Raw genomic sequence first — 14,550 nt, 5'->3', positions numbered from 1 at the left:
TGCCTCACCGGGGCCCTCAGAACAACCCCTACGACGGCGACCAGTGCCGGAACCCCCCGCCGGGCCCGTGCTCCCGGGGGTGGGGCGCCTCCCGCACCGTCCCGGGCGCACCCGGGACACGGCCGGGCGGACACGACCGGGCGGGGTCGGCTAGGGGTGGCCAGGGGTTGCGAAGACGCCACCCCTCACTGCCGCGGAGCGACGGTGAGGGGCGGCACGCCGGGGCAGCGGGAGGGGTCAGTCGTCGGCCGGGCGGAGCACGAGCCGGGTGCCCGCGTGGCGCTCGACGGCCTCCGACGTGTAGACCAGCGGGAACGTCCCGTTGCCTGCCCAGAGTTCGTGCAGATCCCCGTAGTGAGGGCTGCCGGGGTCCCCGGACTGCCCCGGTGCGTTGATGGCGCGTGAGGCGTCCCAGTCACCCACGTCGACGGCCATGCGGAACACCTGACCCGCCATCTGCTGGAAGGTCACCGGGTGGTAGAAGGAGACCTGCAACGTCTGGAACGAGCCACCGCGCGGGATCGGCCCGAAGGTGTCGCCCAGCGGATGCGTGAAGGTGTGGGTGTGCAGGTCCCCCCAGCGCCAGTCGGCGGGGTCGGGACCGAGAGCGTCAGCGACGGTCTGGAACGCCGGCGCCAGGGTGTCCAGCAGCAGGGCGTCCCGGATTCCGGCGCCCCCGGGTCCGAACCACTCCTCGGGATCGGCGAAGGAGTCCAGCATGACGGTGACGTCGGGGACGGCGTAGAACCCGGGGTTGTCCGCGCTCTCCGGCACCAGCGCGCCCAGCCACGCGGCGCGCAGGGTGGTCATGGTCCACACCTCGAACAGCGCGGCGGCCCCGGAGTCCTCGTCGGCGACGCCGTCGTGGTCGCGCAGCACGTCGAGCGCCTGCCGGGTCGTCGGGTCCTCGGAGGTCAGCTCCTCCAGGTAGGGCAGCAGCCGGGTGGCGTACAGCGACTTCTGGTCGGTCTGGAGGTCCAGGGAGTCCTCGAGGGTGGCGTTCTCCGCGACTGAGAGGACCTCGTCCAACCGGTCCTTTCGGAACGGCTGTTGCCACTCGTACGTCGGCGTGACCGGGTGGCCCTCGGGGAAGTTGTACTCGTTGGCAGAGGCGAAGTAGCCCTGCTCCGGGTTGAGACTGTGGGGCATCTCGTCCTGGCTGTGGAAGCCGTCCCACTCGTAACGGCCGTCGCCCGGCACGGGAAGCAGCCCGTCATAGCCCTCGCCGGTGCGCCGGGGTACCAGGCCGACCGGCACCCAGCCGATGTCACCCTCGGCGTCGGCGTACGCGAGATGGGACCCCGGGGTCTTCCAGCCCTCCAGCCCTTCGGTGAACTCCTCGAAGTTCTCCGCCCGCTGGAAGGCGATGCTCCCGAGGTAGGGAGAGGTGCCCGGCTCGGTCCAGGCCGAACGGACGGCGTAGGCGCGGTTGTTCTCCTCGTCCGTCCGGATGACGGGACCGTGGCGGGTGAAGCGGAGGGTGGCCTCGGCGGGAGTGGCACCGGCGACGGGGATCTCCTCCCGGGCGGTCTCGAACGACTCCCAGCCGTCTCCGTAGCGGTAGCGGGTGGGGTCCTCCGGGTCCAGTTCGTAGACGTAGAGATCGTTCTGGTCGATCGGCATGTTGGTGAGACCGAAGGCGATATGGCCGTTGTGCCCGAAGCTCACGCCCGGGTTCCATGGCTCCCCGGCCCCGATCACGTCGATGCCGGGGGCTGTCAGGTGGATCAGGTAACGGTTGGCGGGAACGCCGGTGTTGACCCGGTGCGGGTCGGAGGCGAGGATCGGCCGCCCGGACTCGGTGCGCTCGGGTGCCAGCGCCCACACGTTGCTGCCGCCGGCACCGGAGGGCACCTCGTCCGCCGGGTCGGTGCGCCGGGCCTCCCCGTCCTGGAAGGTGACGCCTGCGGTCGCCAGGTTGAAGGTGTCCAGCACGTCGGCGGGGATGTCACACGGGTCGAGACCCTCGGGAACGCGCGGCGTGTGCGCGGGCTCCAGGGCCCGGAAGAACCTGGCACTCTCGATGCCGCCCTCGCAGGTGAGCTGGGCGCGGGTCAGCTCCGACGGCAGGTTGTCCCCGAGCGCGTGGGCGCGGATGCGCACGACGTCCTCGGGGTCCCAGTGCGCGGGCTCGTAGCCGAGCTGCCGGAACTCCTCGGGCATGGAATCCGGGTTGTCGGCCAGCCAGTCGATGTAGGCGTTGATCCCGGCGGCGTACTGGGTCGCGATGGCGCGGGTCTCGGGCGGGTAACTCGCCCACTCGTCCTCCATGTCGCCCCGGTACAGGAACAGCCGGGAGGCGGTGTCCTGTTCGACGTACTCAGGGCCGAGCACCTCGCTGAGCTCGCCCAGCCCGTCGCGCCTCCAGGTGTCGATCTGGAAGAGACGGTCGCGGGCGGCCGTGAAGCCCTGGGCGTAGAACAGGTCGTCGCTGTTCTCCGCCTGGATGTGCGAGACACCCCAGGTGTCGACCGTGATGTCGACCGGGCGGTCCAGACCGGGAACCTCGAAGGAGAGCGCGTCGGACGCCTCGCCGCTGGCCGAGCCAGTGGTGACGAGAACGGCGGCCAGACCGGCGAGGGCGAGCGCGGGAGCGAGGACTCTTCGGGTGGTGCGGTGCATAGAGAGCTCCGTAGCTGTCAGGTGACACAGCGGAGCGGTCCGACCGGGAACACGCCGGAGGAACCTTCCGCGGGGCGGGAATCGTCGCGTGCTCCGTCCGCCTGCCGTAACCCCTAGGCGCCCCCTCTCCCGTTTACCCGCCGTGGCAGTGGGGTAGGGAAGCTTGCCACCCAGCGTCAGTGCGCCCGGCCCGCGGCCGTTCGGCCGCTCGCACCACGACGCCGCGCCTGGCGACGATCCGCCTTGGGGCAGGACTCGTCAACCGGGGCGTGCGCCGTTTCACCCGCGTCGACGCGGAGCGCCTCGTCCACGTGGTACTCGCCGGCATCCGGGCCACCGCCCGGCGCCGGTGGGCTGACGCCCGCCGCTCCCCGCGCCACCGGAGCCCCTCGGGGCGGGGACGCCCCCGCCGCGCCGCGTCCGGGCCGTCGTCGCCGCCCCGAGCGGCGCGGCCGGTGTGGAACGCGGCCGGCCGGGTACTCGCGGCCCTCGTCCCACCGGCCCCGAACGCGCGAGGGAGCAACGACGGCATGACCGTTCCCGAGGAGAACCGGCCGAAGACCCCGACCACCGACCCCGAACTCACCGACCCCGACGCCGAGCGGCGGGACCCGACGGAGACGGGCGACGGCACCGGCCGCACCCTGCGCGAGGCGCTGGAGGAGGCCGACGTCACCCCCGACGACTACGAGGAGTGAGCGCCGGCCGTGCCTCGGCCGTCAACGCCGTCAACGCCGTCAACCGGGCGGCGCCTCCAACGGCCGCTCGGCCAGCGCCTTCGCGGTCCCCACCAGGTTCGCCGCCATGATCCGCGCCGAACGCGCCGAGAACTCGTGGCCGCGCTCGTCGTCCAGGTAGTCGGGCCCCGGCCCCGGGCCCAGGTGCCAGTAGGTCCACGCCTGCCCCGGCGCGGTGTAGCCGATGTCGCCGAGCGCGCCGTGGATCTCCGTGATGACGTGGTGCGCGCCGTCCTCGTTGCCGGTCACCACCACGCCGGCCACCCGGTTGTAGGCGACGGGCCGGCCCTGGTCGTCGGTCTCCGAGAGCATGGCGTCCATCCGCTCCAGCACGCGCTGCGCCACGGACGACGGGCGACCGAGCCAGGTCGGCGTCGCGACGACCAGGATCTCGGCCGCCAGGACCCGCTCGCGCACGGCGGGCCAGGCGTCGCCCTCGCCCATGTCGCTCTCCACGCCGGGGCGGATGTCGTGGTCCACGATCCGGACCAGCTCGGTCTCCACGCCACGCTGGCGCAGCTCCGCGATGACGACCCGCGCCAGCGCCTCGGTGTTGGACGGATGGGGGGACGGCTTGAGGGTGCAGTTGAGCACGATTGCTTTCACGGTCGCCCGGTACCCGCTGCCCGTCTGGCGAAGGCCACCGGTCGGGTGGCGCCCCGGGGCCGTTCGGGCGCCGGTGGCCGGGGCCTGCCGGCGTTCAGCGCCGCGCGGCCAGATACGCCTCCAACTCCGCCGCCCCCGCCAGCAGCGCTCGCCCGCGTGCCGCGAGCCGCCCGCGCCAGTCGCCGAGCGCCGCCTCCAACGCCCCGGGACCACCCGCCGCCCGCACCTGCTCGATCAACGGCGCGATCTGCCGCAACGGGTAACCACCGCGCCGCAGTTGCCGCACCAGCCGGGCGTCCCGCGCATCCGCCTCGGCGTAGACCCGGTACCCGGTCACCGGATCCCGGCGCGGCCGCAGCAGCCCGGCCCGCTCCCACGCGCGCAGCGTCGCCGCCCGCACGCCCAGCTCCCGCGCCAGCGGGCCGACGAACCGGGGCCGCCCCGCCCCGGACGCCCCAGCCCCCGGCGCCGGGGGACCCAGGCCGCCCAGGGCCCGCTCCACGGCCTGGAGGGTGCGCCGGTCCTCCAGCAGCCTGGCGTGACTCGCGTCGATGAGCTGGAACGCCTCGTCGTCGGCGCCCCCGTGCACCGCCCGCATGATCGCCGTCGCCGTCTGGTGCCCGTGCCCGGGCACCAGCGCGAGAAACGCGCGCAGCGCGTCCCCGTGCCGCGCGGTGTAGACCCGGTAGCCGGCGGCCGTGCGCGCGGCGGCGGGGAGGATGCCGGCCTCCTCGTAGTTCCGCACCGCCTGCGTGGACAGGCCGTGCCGCCGCGCCAGATCGACCGGCCTCAGCCTTCCCGACGTTTGAGGGTTCCGCCCCATGACTCCCCCTGATATCGGCGCTGTTCCTCCCCAAGTTTCCACCGGAAACTCAACGATACGGTGGAAGCCATGGCTCATCACCACGTGACCCGGATCGGGAAGGCCACCCACCCCCTCGACGCCGCCGCCGTCCAGCGGCTGCTCCCCAGGCCCCGCCCCCGGGTCCTCGCCCTCGGCGAGCCGACCCACGGCGAGGACGAGCTGCTCGACGTGCGCAACACCCTCTTCCGCGCCCTCGTCGAGACCGTCGGCTACCGGACCGTCGCCCTGGAGACCGACTGCCTGCGCGGTCTGCTCGTCGACGACCATGTCACCGGCGTCGCCCCGGGCGCCGAGGACGCCCCGGGCGCCACCGGGGACGCCGCCCTCGACGACGTCATGAAACGCGGCTTCAGCCACTCCGACCTCGGCCTCGGCGCCTCCCCGGCCAACCGCGCGCTGGTGCGCTGGATGCGCGCCCGCAACGCGCGCCTGCCCGCGGCGGAACGGGTGCGCTTCGCCGGCTTCGACGGCCCGCTGGAGATCACCGCGGCCGCCAGCCCGCGCCAGGCCCTCACCGCGCTCCACACCTACCTCGCGCCTCACCTGCCCACGGCCCTGCTGCCTCCCGAGACGGCCGACACACTCGACGCCCTCCTCGGCGACGACGACCGTTGGACCGACCCCGAGGCGATGCTCGACCCGGCCCGCTCGATCGGCCGTTCCCCCGTCGCCGACCGGCTGCGGCTGCTCGCCGACGACCTGGCGGCGCTGCTCGACGAGCACAGCCCCCAGCTGCTCGCCGCCACCACCCGCGACGCCCTCGACCGCGCCCGCCTCCACGCGCGCACCGCCACCGGCCTGCTCCGCTACCACCACTGGATGGCCGACACCTCACCCGCCCGCATGACGCGGCTGGTCGCCGTGCGCGACCACATGATGGCCGCCAACCTCCTCGCCCTCGCCGAACGCGGCCCCGTCCTCGTCCACGCCCACAACTCCCACCTCCAGCGGGCGCGCAGCACGATGGGCACCTGGGAGGGGACGGTCGAGTGGTGGAGCGCCGGCGCCCTGGTCGCCGCCCGACTCGGCGACGACTACGCCTTCCTGGCCACCGCGCTGGGCACGCTGCCGCACCGGGGCGTGCACGCCCCGGCGCCCGACACGGTCGAGGGCCTTCTCCACGCGCTCCCGCACTCCCCGTCCCTCACCCCCACCTCCCACCTGACCACCGCACTCGCCGACGCCCCGGCCACGCCGCGTACCTCCCCCTGGTTCGGTTACGCGCCCCTGGACCCGACCGATCTGGCCGGCAGCGACGGGGTGGTCTACGTGGGGGAGGTGGGACGGGCGCTCAGCGCGCGGCCTCTTAGCGCGGGTCCCTGAGTTCCCTGGCGAGGCGGGCACGGCCCGGTCGCGCGGCGCCGGCTCGCGGTCGCCCCGGGCCGGTGCGCCGACCGAACCACCGCCGCCGCCTCCACCCGATCGCCCGGTCACCTGACTACCTGACCACCTGACCACCCAGGGCTCCGGCAAAGTCGTTGGTCACGCTGTCAGGAGCGGGTTGATTGGGCGGGGGGCGTCGCGGGCGTGATGTCGGAGCGCGGCGGCGATGTTCTCGTGCCCGTGGATCCGCAGCAGCGTGATCGCCGTGTTTCGGAGGCTGGCCATGACGCGGGGCGCGTTGCCGGTGCGGACCTGGGAGCGGTCCTCGTCGAAGGTCACATCCCGCACCCAGTGCAGCCGGTTCTCCACCTTCCAGTGGCCTTGTATCCAGGTCGCGAGGACTTCGGGTGGCGCGGTGCGGGCGTCGGCGCTGGTGACCAGGTATACGACCTCGACGGTCCGTTTGCCCTTCCTCGTGATGGTGCGGCGCAGTTGGGCGATCTGCGTTGCGCCAGTGAACCGGATCCAGGCCGGGACGTCGGCGACCTTGATCGTGCGGGTCGCCCGGCGTCCGTGACCATGCTCTGTCGTCGTGTGACCTGGGATGTTGGCCCAGGGCAGCGCCTTGAGACGGGCGTACAACGTCTTCTGGTTCGTCTTTACGCTCAGCACGTAGTCGGCGCCCGCCGATGTCAGGGCGGTGGCGGTGTCGTGCTGGGTGTGCACCGCGTCCATCGTGACCACGGCGTCGGTGAGGTTCAGGAGGGCAAGCAGGTCCCGGGCAGCGGGGATCTCGTTGCTCTTCTCGCTCACGGCGACCTGTCCGATCACCGCCCCGGACCCGTGCGCGAGGGCTGCGACCAGGTGCGGGCCGACTGCTGCCCGCTGCGTGCCCCGCGGACGGTCTTGCCATCGATCGCGATCACCCGCCGGCCAGCGACGACCGCAGCCCTGGTCACAGCCCAGGCACCGAGTACAGCATCGAGCAGGTCCGCGTCCAACCGGGCGAACAGGCGCCGCAGGGTCGACTCGTCCACCGGGCCCCGGGCCAGGCCCAGCCGGGCCAACGAGGCCACGCTGGCATCTTGGGCCCACTCACCGACCGCAGTGAACCCACGAGCCCCGGCCAGTACCGCGCACACCGCGACCGCAATCAGCCCGCCTACCGGGTGACGGATCCCGCGGCGCTTGCGGGGGTCGGGTACTTGACCAAGCAGCTCGACAAGATACTCGCGATGCGAGACGGGCGTGCTCACAGGAGCCGGAATACGAGACGATGGCATGGCGCGGGCAGGTTCCCAGAGTTCGACAGAAGGCGTAGGAACCTCCCATCCAACCCAGCTGGAAAACGCCCACGCTTGGCCGTCCACCAGCAAAGACGCACGTCACAGCCCTACGTGACGACTGCACCGAAGCCCCGGGCGGTAGCCGACGACGAACGCCGTGAGCGTTCCGGGTGAGGTGGGCGCTCACGATGTTGGCTGGTCCGTCGGCTTGTCAGGCGTCTTGTCAGAGAGTCAGGTCCCAGATCCGTACGACGCCATCCCGACCGGCAGTCAGGGCAACCGGGCGATCCTGCATCGTGGTGACCACCACAGCTTCGACACTCCAATCGTGGCCGGTCAGCGGCGGCCCGACTTGCCGACCGTTGGCAAGGTCCCAGATCCGCACGGTCCCGTCCTCGCCGCCGGTCACCGCGACCGCACGGTCGCCGACCACTGTGGCATCCAAGGCGTTGATGCTGCCCTCATGGCCGGTGGACGGTTCGTGGATCGGATCGTCGTCTTCGTCCCCGGACAGGTCGAATACGTACACCTTTCCGGAGTCCGTGCCCGCCACGACGACCGGACGACCGTCGAGCTGGGACAATGCCACGGCGTAGGCCCTCTCCTCGTCGTCCACATAAAACGACGCGACTTGTTCGCCAGTTGCCGCATCCCATACCTCCACCCCTTCTTCCCCGCCCCCAGCGACCAGCGAGCGGCCGTCGACGCTTGCGGTGGCGAGACCCCAGATGGAGCCAGCGTCCAGCTCTACCGGAGGCTCCTCGCCGGACAGCCCCCACACTCGGACTCCGTCCCAGTGGATCCCACTGCTTGCCACGAACAGTGGCGGTCCCTCGCCTTTCACCGTGGCGATGGACGCGACGTAGAGCTCGTCGGTCGGCGCGCGGAGCAGCTCGCCGCTGTCCAGGTCCCAGATGGCCGCTGCCTGTTCGTCGCCGCCGGCGGCCACTACCACGCGACCGTCGAAGACGGCCATGGCCACCGAGCCGATATCGTTCTTGGCATCCGGGTACTCGGCGGCACGCGGGTCCTCGGCGAAGGCATACGCCAACGGCCTCTCCTCCCAATCGTTCTGCAACAGGGCCCAGCACCACAGCGTGTAGAAGCCGGTACACACCACCAAAGGCGACCCATCCACCTCCACCACAGCAAGGCCGTCGATCCGGGGATTGCCAGGCACCGCGCTACTCAGAATCAAACGTTCGTCAGTCATGGGGGCAAGATAGCCGGTGCGTCTGACGACCCGAAAAGCAGCAACTCCCGGACGGCCGCCAGGCGACCCGGCGTTACGGGCGAGTGGCGCCTCCAACATCGCCACCCTCACCCGCCATCACGCCCGGAATCCCACAGCTCTACCGGACCTGCTCGGCATCATCTGACGACTTTGCCGGGGCCCTGCCTGACCACCGGGTGAACTCCCCTCCTACGAGGAGGATTCGAGCTGTCTCACCAGGGCCAGGTCCGGGCGCGGGATGTCGCCGAAGAGGGGGTGGTGGTCGGTCTCCAGTCCCCGGACGGCCACGTTCAGCCGTGGGCTGATGCGGTGCGCGCTGTCGCGCTCGTGCCGGTCGAGGGCGGCGACCATGCGCAGGAGCATGGACTCCGCCGTCGCCGTGCCCCGCTGGTAGAGCAGCGGCTCGTCCCAGACGTAGAAGACGCGGCGCGGCGCGGCGCGGCGCCGTTCGGGGGTCTCCAGGGCGACGGCCTCCCTTGCCCAGTGGTGCGCGTCGCGCATGTCGCCCTGCTGGAGATGGAGCAGATAGAGGCAGAGGGCGGCGGTGGACTTGCCGGCGCCGGCGGAGAACTGCCACCAGAACCTCGCGCCGTCGTGCCGCCCCGACAGGTGGAGGAGGCAGGCGAAGACCATCGCCCCGTCGGGTTCGATACGGTCCACCAGGCCCGCGATGTTGGCGGCGGCGTGCGAGGTGCGGATGATCAGCCGGGAGAGCTGGGTGAGGTCCTGGCCGGCCCGGTCCTGGAGGATCACGGGAGGTCGGGGGCCGGGCGGCCGGTTGGCCGGCGCGAGGGCGAGGGCCTGGATCGCGAACTCCTCGCGTTCCAGGGCCTCTCGCCACAGCGCGTCGGCGATGTCGCGCTCGATGCGCCGCCGGGATTCGGCGATCTCCTCCGCGGCCTCCTCGGCGCTCAGGCGGGGAGGGCGGGCGAGGGCGTCGTCCAACAGGGCGTCGATGTCCGTCTCGTGGTGGTCCATCTCAGTCCTCTCGCTCGTCACGGAGGATGTTCCTCGGCCTGAGCTCCCTGGCGAGGCGGGTGCGGGCCATCATGCGGTGCGAACGGACGGTCGCGAGTTCGACCCCCATGATGTCGGCGATCTGCTGCGGGGTGTAACCCAGGACGAACTGGAGGACCATCACGTCGAACTGCCGCTCGGGAAGGTGCGAAATGGCGGTGAAAAGCCCCAACGAGCTTTCCAGCGCGGCGAACTGCGGGCGCGCGGCCTCCAGGGTGTGACGATTGGTCCGGCGGAAGGCGGCGACGGTGGTCAGCGCGGGCTCCATGCCTCGCCGTTCGAGCTCCTCGGCGATGCTGATCTTCAGGATCGCCCAGGCCGCGGCCTCGGGAGCGGGCTCGCTCATCAGCCGGGTCCAGCTCGACGCCAGGTCCCTCATCACCTGGTCCACGAGCCGGCGAGCCAACTGCTCGTCCTGGAGCTGGAGTTCCGCGTACTCCCGGTAGGTGAGGAGATAGCGCTCGTGGAACGCGTGGAAGGCGGCGGGCAGTCGGCTGGTGATCTCGTGCACCGCCCGCGCGTGCGGGTACATGTCGGGGGTCTCGTCGTTCACGCTTCCTCCCCTCCGACGGGGAGGGCGTTGGCCGGCTGCCCGGTGCGGTGTTCCGCCAGCGCCGCCGCGCCTATGCGGACACCGGCGCCCAGCAGGCGCCGCAGAAGGCGGAGTGCGTCGGGTCCGAGCACGCGCAGGGCGAGAACCAGAAGCACGACGTTGTAGCCGAGGTCGCTCACGAGGATCCCTCTCGGGGTAGGTGGTGACGGTGGCCGGTTCCCCGTTCCGGCCGCTGACTGATCGGTGGTCGCTGTGAGCCACCAGCCAACCCCAAAGCATGCGGAACGTTGAGGTCGATCTGAGAAGGCTGTGGCACCTGACGAGTCGCCGAACTGGTCATATGCCGACGGCGGCGTGCCAGCAGCGTTGACCAGTCCGCGGCACTGGTCACGGTGAGCGACCTGACCAGCGAATTCACGCCGGCGCACGCCCCCCGGGCGGCAGTCGCTGTCACGCCGGCGTATCCCGACGCGTCCGGGGGGCTGTGACGCGTATCACGGTTTGAAGCGGCGGGCGAGGCCGGTCCGTTTCTCCCGAACAAGCCCCGATGTGCCCGGAGTTGACGCTCCGGAGTCGCCGTTCCGCCGGGCGTCTTCCCGTCATCCGCGCGTCGGGTCGAGAAGCGGCCTTGGCATGCTGGCCGGTGATGAGGAAACTCTTTCGCGTACACGTCGTCCGGGCAGGCGACGACGAGACGCCCACACGCATCGGAGTCCTGCTGCTGCACCACGAACCGTGGTGGGACGCGGAGGATCCGCTGCCCGAAGGCCCCGGCTTCTTCGTCCAGGTGCTGCGGGAGGCGGCGGACGGGAAGAACGGCCGTCCCGGCGGGCCGCTCGGGGACGAGTTCACCGTGGAGCAGTCCCTCGACACCGAGTGGATCGAGGAGAACGCGCACCGCTACGTGGCACGCGTCGAGCGGGTGGAGGTGCGCCACCACCCCGTCGACGAGGCCCTCTGCGCCTGGTACCGGGACAACCACGACGCACTCGAACGGCTCACGTACGTCTCCACCTTCAACCGCCGCTACCGCGCCGCCAGAGACCTCCCCCTGGAGGAACGCCTCGTGCGGGCGGATTACGACGTGTGGGTCACCGCACCGCGCTGGACGCGCACCCTCCGGGCCGGAGACCGCTGGGGCACCGACGCCTGGGGGCCGCTGACCACGGCGGGAGACGCGTCGCTGCGCCGGGCGTTCATCCGCCGAGAAGAGGGGCGCCCGGACGCCGTCGCCGCGTTCGAGCGCGCCCTCGCCCTCGGCGACGCCGAGACAAGGGTGCGTGCCCGCCTTGCCCTCGACGACCTCCGTTCGGGGCGAGGCGAAACGGCGACGACCGACGTTCCCGCGCGTGAGTGCGAGGCCCGCCTGGAACTGGCCCTCCGGCTGCACGCCGAGGGAGAGGAGGAAGAAGCCAGAGCCGCTTTCGCCCTGGCCGTCCGGATGGACTCCCATGTCATCGGGGAGGCCAGACGGCGCGCGGAGCTGGAGAGCCCGGCCGAGTACGGATACCGGCTCGCGCGGCGCGGCGAACTCTCCCGCGCGGTCGCGCATCTGCGGCTGGCCTATCACGAGGACCCGGCCGTGGTCTCCTTCGCGCTCGCCGTCTACGAGGGCGAGGTGGAACGCGCGCTGGGCATCGATTTCGGCGGCGACCTGGCCCTGCGCCACGGCTATGAGATCGCCGCCGAGCTGGCCTTTCTCCACGCGCGCGACTCAGGCGTCGAAACGGCCCGCAGGCTCATGGAGTTCGCCCGGGGCGCGGCCGGGGCGCTCGGCGGCGCCGGCGACGCCCTCGGCTACGCGTTGGCCACCGGCGCCGCGCAACCGGCCGCGCTCGCCCGCGAGTTCGCGACCCGACTGGCCGGTACATGCGTCAGCCCCGCCGACGACCAGCCCATGAACTCCCTCGTCGAGGCGACCCGCCGCCATTTCCCGGACGTGGCCGCCCTGGGATGCCGGCTCCAGGCCAAGTGCCACGAGGAGTACGCGCAGTCCGAGGAGGCGGCACACTGGCGCGACCGCCTCGCCGAACTGCGCGCGGCGCCGCCCGGGAACGTCCCGTGAGGACTCCCGCGCCGGTGCGCGCGGGAACGGTTTTGCCCGCCCCGGGAGTCATGTCGACAATGCCGTGATGACCAATCTCTATACGGTGCGGGTGCTGGCCACCGACCCGCTCCGTCGCCACCTGCGCCTCCGGGTGACCGCCATCAACCCGGATGTCTGGAGCGACGCCGACCCGCTGCCCGACGACGTGAGCTTCTTCCTCTGCGACCTGGAGGAGAACGGCGCGATTCTTGCGCTTCTCACCGAGGGCGATGACGGGGACGGAGACGAGGAAGCCGCCCTGGACCCGGACGCGGACGAGTTCGACGACCGTTTCGTCGAGCGGGCGGAGCGCCTGGTGACGCGGAACTCCCCGTTCACGGAGGAGGCCGAGTGGAGACTGTGGGAGGGAGCCGGGGGCGAGATCAGGCTCCCCGGGGAGATGCCGTTCCACGAGATGCCGGCCGAGGACGCCGCGAAGGTGACCTTCCTCGAAGGGGCCTGCCCGGGAGCCGACTACGACCTGACCGTCACCGATTCCCGGTTCGCCGCACCGTTCGCGGCGGGGGACTGGTGGCCCACCCCCTCCTTTCCGCGCTGCCCGTGCCACAGCGACACCGCGGACCGGGGAGCGGGGCGGCCAGCCGACCGGACGGCGACCTGAGCGGCCTACCCCTCGTCCTCCCACGGCGGTTCGTCCTCGACGACCGTCCAGTCGACCAGCGCCGGCACCTTCTCCTCCGGCGGCTCTGGGTGGACGCCGAGGAGGGCCAGGGCGGGGAGGTCGTCGCGTTCCCTCAGCTCCCGCCACTGCTCCGCGGTCACCTCGAGGAAGCGCAGCTCCTTCAGCTCGGCCACCACGGCGAGGTCGGCGACGGTCGCCGACGCGAGGTCCAGCGCCCACAGGCGGGGCAGCGTGCGGAGCGGACGCAGGTCGACGGGGTCGGAGCAGGCGAGCGACAGCAGGCGCAGCTCCGCGTTCCGGGCCAGCGCCGTCAGGTCGGCTGACGCCACGTCGAGCCGCAGATGCTCCAGCGGGTGGTCACCGAGCGGCGTCAGGTCCGGCGAGCCGTCGCTGTGCAACGTCACCTCGCGCACCTCGGGGAGCGCGGCGAGGAACGCGCAGTCCTCGACGTCGCTCACCCGGGCGGCGCGCATCAGCGCACCGCCCGCCTCCTCGGCTTCCGCGGGGGAGGGGCGCCGAGCGACGTAAGTCGTGTCCGCCGTCCGGAAGTTCGGCAGGTCCACCGTGATCCCCGCCCCGTCGCCGGGCCCCTGATGGTCGCCGCGTTCGAGCGCCTCCACCAGCCGGCGCAGCAGCGTCGTCACGGAGTCGGCGACATACAGCGGCCCCTCGGCGAAGTCGATCCCGACCGCGATGACCTGCCCGGGGCGGCCGTTCGGCCCGGGGTCCATGTCCACGGCGAGCCAGTTGCCGCCGGTGTCGTCCGCGAACCGGACCCAGCCGTCACGCAGTGGCGACCTGCGGACGGCGCCCGGCGGGTCGGCGTCGCGCACCGGCGTGCCCCAGGGGGCGTACTCCCACTCCCGCTTGATGTCGAGCCACTCGTCGTCCAGGGCGCCGGCTTCGCTCAGGCCGATCCAGCTCCAGCCGCAGAACACGCCGGGATGCGCGAGCTCGAAACCCTCACCGTCCGCGATGCCGTACAGGGCGCGGAGGTCCGGCGGAAGCGCGACGCCCAGCTCGTCCTCAAGCGCGGCGATCTCCTCCTCGCCAGCGGGGCCGGGAAGTTCGTCCTCCGATCCGGTGAGTTCGGCGGTCAGTCGCCGACTGACGCGGAACAACCGCACCGCCTCGTCCGGATCGCCGGCCGGAGCCGCGGAGCCTGGCCCGACCTGCTCGTCGCCTCGGTCGGGCAGGGAGAAGTCCTCGTCGCGCACGTGGAGGAACGGCTGCCCCTTGGAATAACTTGTCATGGCCCGGAACCTACACCCCCCCACTGACAACGCGCGTGGCCGAGATGGGGCCCGGACACCAGACGGAGGAGTGAACGGGGCGCCCCGTCCACCCGGCCCGGCTCAGGGCCCGCACACGGCCTCGGACGGCGTCAGTGCCACCCGTACCCGTCGCCGAAGTTCAGCGTGTGTTCCAGGACGTCCTCCAGCGGGTCGTCGATCTGCCCGGTGCTGACCAACATGACCCGGGGCCCGTTGTGCGAGTGGTGGTGGGTCTCGTCCGCGTGTGCCGTCCCCACCTGGATGGCGCTGGCCGCCGCCACGGTCGCACCGGCCGCCATCCATC

Annotated in this window: 15 protein-coding genes; 4 read left to right on the top strand and 11 right to left on the bottom strand. The window is 72.0% G+C overall.

Translation table 11 applies throughout. The features are described from left to right. Positions 1-237: 237 nt before the first annotated feature. Positions 238-2,622 carry a penicillin acylase family protein gene (locus CRP51_RS07100; protein WP_097230148.1) on the bottom strand — a complete coding sequence of 795 codons (2,385 nt, stop codon included), beginning with the start codon at positions 2,620-2,622 and terminating at the stop codon, positions 238-240. Positions 2,623-3,152: 530 nt separating this feature from the next. Between CRP51_RS07100 and CRP51_RS28760 the strand changes: the two genes are divergently transcribed. Continuing rightward, a complete protein-coding gene (locus CRP51_RS28760; RefSeq protein WP_170970456.1) occupies positions 3,153-3,320 on the top strand; it encodes a hypothetical protein in 168 nt (55 codons plus the stop codon). 39 nt (positions 3,321-3,359) lie between these two features. On the opposite strand, the gene CRP51_RS07095 is transcribed toward CRP51_RS28760, so the two are convergent. Both CRP51_RS07095 and CRP51_RS07090 read right to left on the bottom strand, forming a co-directional pair. Continuing rightward, the gene (locus CRP51_RS07095) at positions 3,360-3,965 is read right to left on the bottom strand and encodes a flavodoxin family protein (RefSeq protein WP_097230147.1); all 606 of its coding nucleotides are present in this window, start codon (positions 3,963-3,965) and stop codon (positions 3,360-3,362) included. A gap of 94 nt (positions 3,966-4,059) precedes the next feature. Beyond that, positions 4,060-4,788: a MerR family transcriptional regulator gene (locus tag CRP51_RS07090; RefSeq protein WP_097230146.1), complete on the bottom strand. Its 729-nt coding sequence runs from the start codon at positions 4,786-4,788 to the stop codon at positions 4,060-4,062. A 69-nt stretch (positions 4,789-4,857) separates the two neighbouring features. On the opposite strand from CRP51_RS07090, the gene CRP51_RS07085 reads away from it, so the two are divergent. Further along, complete coding sequence (locus CRP51_RS07085; RefSeq protein ID WP_097230145.1) at positions 4,858-6,153, top strand: erythromycin esterase family protein; 1,296 nt, start codon at positions 4,858-4,860, stop codon at positions 6,151-6,153. 159 nt (positions 6,154-6,312) lie between these two features. On the opposite strand, the gene CRP51_RS07080 is transcribed toward CRP51_RS07085, so the two are convergent. The 6 genes from CRP51_RS07080 to CRP51_RS07060 all read right to left on the bottom strand — a co-directional run bounded on the left by CRP51_RS07080 (position 6,313) and on the right by CRP51_RS07060 (position 10,422). Continuing rightward, positions 6,313-7,017, bottom strand: a complete 705-nt coding sequence (locus tag CRP51_RS07080) for an ISAs1 family transposase (RefSeq protein ID WP_245880439.1) — start codon at positions 7,015-7,017, stop codon at positions 6,313-6,315. Then, complete coding sequence (locus CRP51_RS29350) at positions 6,981-7,409, bottom strand: transposase family protein (protein WP_245880420.1); 429 nt, start codon at positions 7,407-7,409, stop codon at positions 6,981-6,983. Before CRP51_RS29350 ends, CRP51_RS07080 begins: the two co-directional genes overlap by 37 nt. 253 nt (positions 7,410-7,662) lie before the next feature. After that, positions 7,663-8,652 carry a WD40 repeat domain-containing protein gene (locus tag CRP51_RS07075; protein WP_170970455.1) on the bottom strand — a complete coding sequence of 330 codons (990 nt, stop codon included), beginning with the start codon at positions 8,650-8,652 and terminating at the stop codon, positions 7,663-7,665. Positions 8,653-8,862: 210 nt separating this feature from the next. After that, positions 8,863-9,672, bottom strand: coding sequence for a hypothetical protein (locus CRP51_RS07070; RefSeq protein WP_141514559.1), 810 nt, complete (start codon positions 9,670-9,672; stop codon positions 8,863-8,865). Beyond that, positions 9,653-10,243 carry a sigma-70 family RNA polymerase sigma factor gene (locus tag CRP51_RS07065; protein ID WP_245880419.1) on the bottom strand — a complete coding sequence of 197 codons (591 nt, stop codon included), beginning with the start codon at positions 10,241-10,243 and terminating at the stop codon, positions 9,653-9,655. The genes CRP51_RS07070 and CRP51_RS07065 overlap by 20 nt, the downstream gene beginning before the upstream one ends. Continuing rightward, positions 10,240-10,422: a hypothetical protein gene (locus CRP51_RS07060; protein ID WP_097230142.1), complete on the bottom strand. Its 183-nt coding sequence runs from the start codon at positions 10,420-10,422 to the stop codon at positions 10,240-10,242. The genes CRP51_RS07065 and CRP51_RS07060 overlap by 4 nt, the downstream gene beginning before the upstream one ends. 467 nt (positions 10,423-10,889) lie before the next feature. On the opposite strand from CRP51_RS07060, the gene CRP51_RS07055 reads away from it, so the two are divergent. Then, entirely contained in the window at positions 10,890-12,308 is a 1,419-nt protein-coding gene (locus tag CRP51_RS07055) for a hypothetical protein (protein WP_097230141.1), read from the top strand. 67 nt (positions 12,309-12,375) lie between these two features. Continuing rightward, positions 12,376-12,951, top strand: a complete 576-nt coding sequence (locus tag CRP51_RS07050; protein ID WP_097230140.1) for a hypothetical protein — start codon at positions 12,376-12,378, stop codon at positions 12,949-12,951. 5 nt (positions 12,952-12,956) lie between these two features. Here the strand turns inward: CRP51_RS07050 and CRP51_RS07045 are convergent, their stop codons facing one another. Both CRP51_RS07045 and CRP51_RS07040 read right to left on the bottom strand, forming a co-directional pair. Next, the gene (locus CRP51_RS07045; protein ID WP_097230139.1) at positions 12,957-14,225 is read right to left on the bottom strand and encodes an SMI1/KNR4 family protein; all 1,269 of its coding nucleotides are present in this window, start codon (positions 14,223-14,225) and stop codon (positions 12,957-12,959) included. A gap of 131 nt (positions 14,226-14,356) precedes the next feature. After that, positions 14,357-14,545 carry a hypothetical protein gene (locus CRP51_RS07040; RefSeq protein ID WP_097230138.1) on the bottom strand — a complete coding sequence of 63 codons (189 nt, stop codon included), beginning with the start codon at positions 14,543-14,545 and terminating at the stop codon, positions 14,357-14,359. Positions 14,546-14,550 lie beyond the last annotated feature (5 nt).

Origin of the sequence: Streptomyces zhaozhouensis (assembly GCF_900230195.1) — a bacterium.
In the GTDB taxonomy this organism is placed as follows: domain Bacteria; phylum Actinomycetota; class Actinomycetes; order Streptomycetales; family Streptomycetaceae; genus Streptomyces; species Streptomyces zhaozhouensis.
The sequence above is the reverse complement of the archived record's forward strand: the minus strand, read 5'-3'. Positions and strand labels throughout refer to the sequence as shown.

Excerpts from the sequence above, each read along its gene's own strand:
- CRP51_RS07100 (WP_097230148.1), bottom strand. The coding sequence starts at position 2,622 with ATGCACCGCACCACCCGAAGAGTCCTCGCTCCCGCGCTCGCCCTCGCC.
- CRP51_RS28760 (WP_170970456.1), top strand. The coding sequence starts at position 3,153 with ATGACCGTTCCCGAGGAGAACCGGCCGAAGACCCCGACCACCGACCCC.
- CRP51_RS07090 (WP_097230146.1), bottom strand. The coding sequence starts at position 4,788 with ATGGGGCGGAACCCTCAAACGTCGGGAAGGCTGAGGCCGGTCGATCTG.
- CRP51_RS07085 (WP_097230145.1), top strand. The coding sequence starts at position 4,858 with ATGGCTCATCACCACGTGACCCGGATCGGGAAGGCCACCCACCCCCTC.
- CRP51_RS07075 (WP_170970455.1), bottom strand. The coding sequence starts at position 8,652 with ATGACTGACGAACGTTTGATTCTGAGTAGCGCGGTGCCTGGCAATCCC.
- CRP51_RS07055 (WP_097230141.1), top strand. The coding sequence starts at position 10,890 with ATGAGGAAACTCTTTCGCGTACACGTCGTCCGGGCAGGCGACGACGAG.
- CRP51_RS07050 (WP_097230140.1), top strand. The coding sequence starts at position 12,376 with ATGACCAATCTCTATACGGTGCGGGTGCTGGCCACCGACCCGCTCCGT.
- CRP51_RS07045 (WP_097230139.1), bottom strand. The coding sequence starts at position 14,225 with ATGACAAGTTATTCCAAGGGGCAGCCGTTCCTCCACGTGCGCGACGAG.
- CRP51_RS07040 (WP_097230138.1), bottom strand. The coding sequence starts at position 14,545 with ATGGCGGCCGGTGCGACCGTGGCGGCGGCCAGCGCCATCCAGGTGGGG.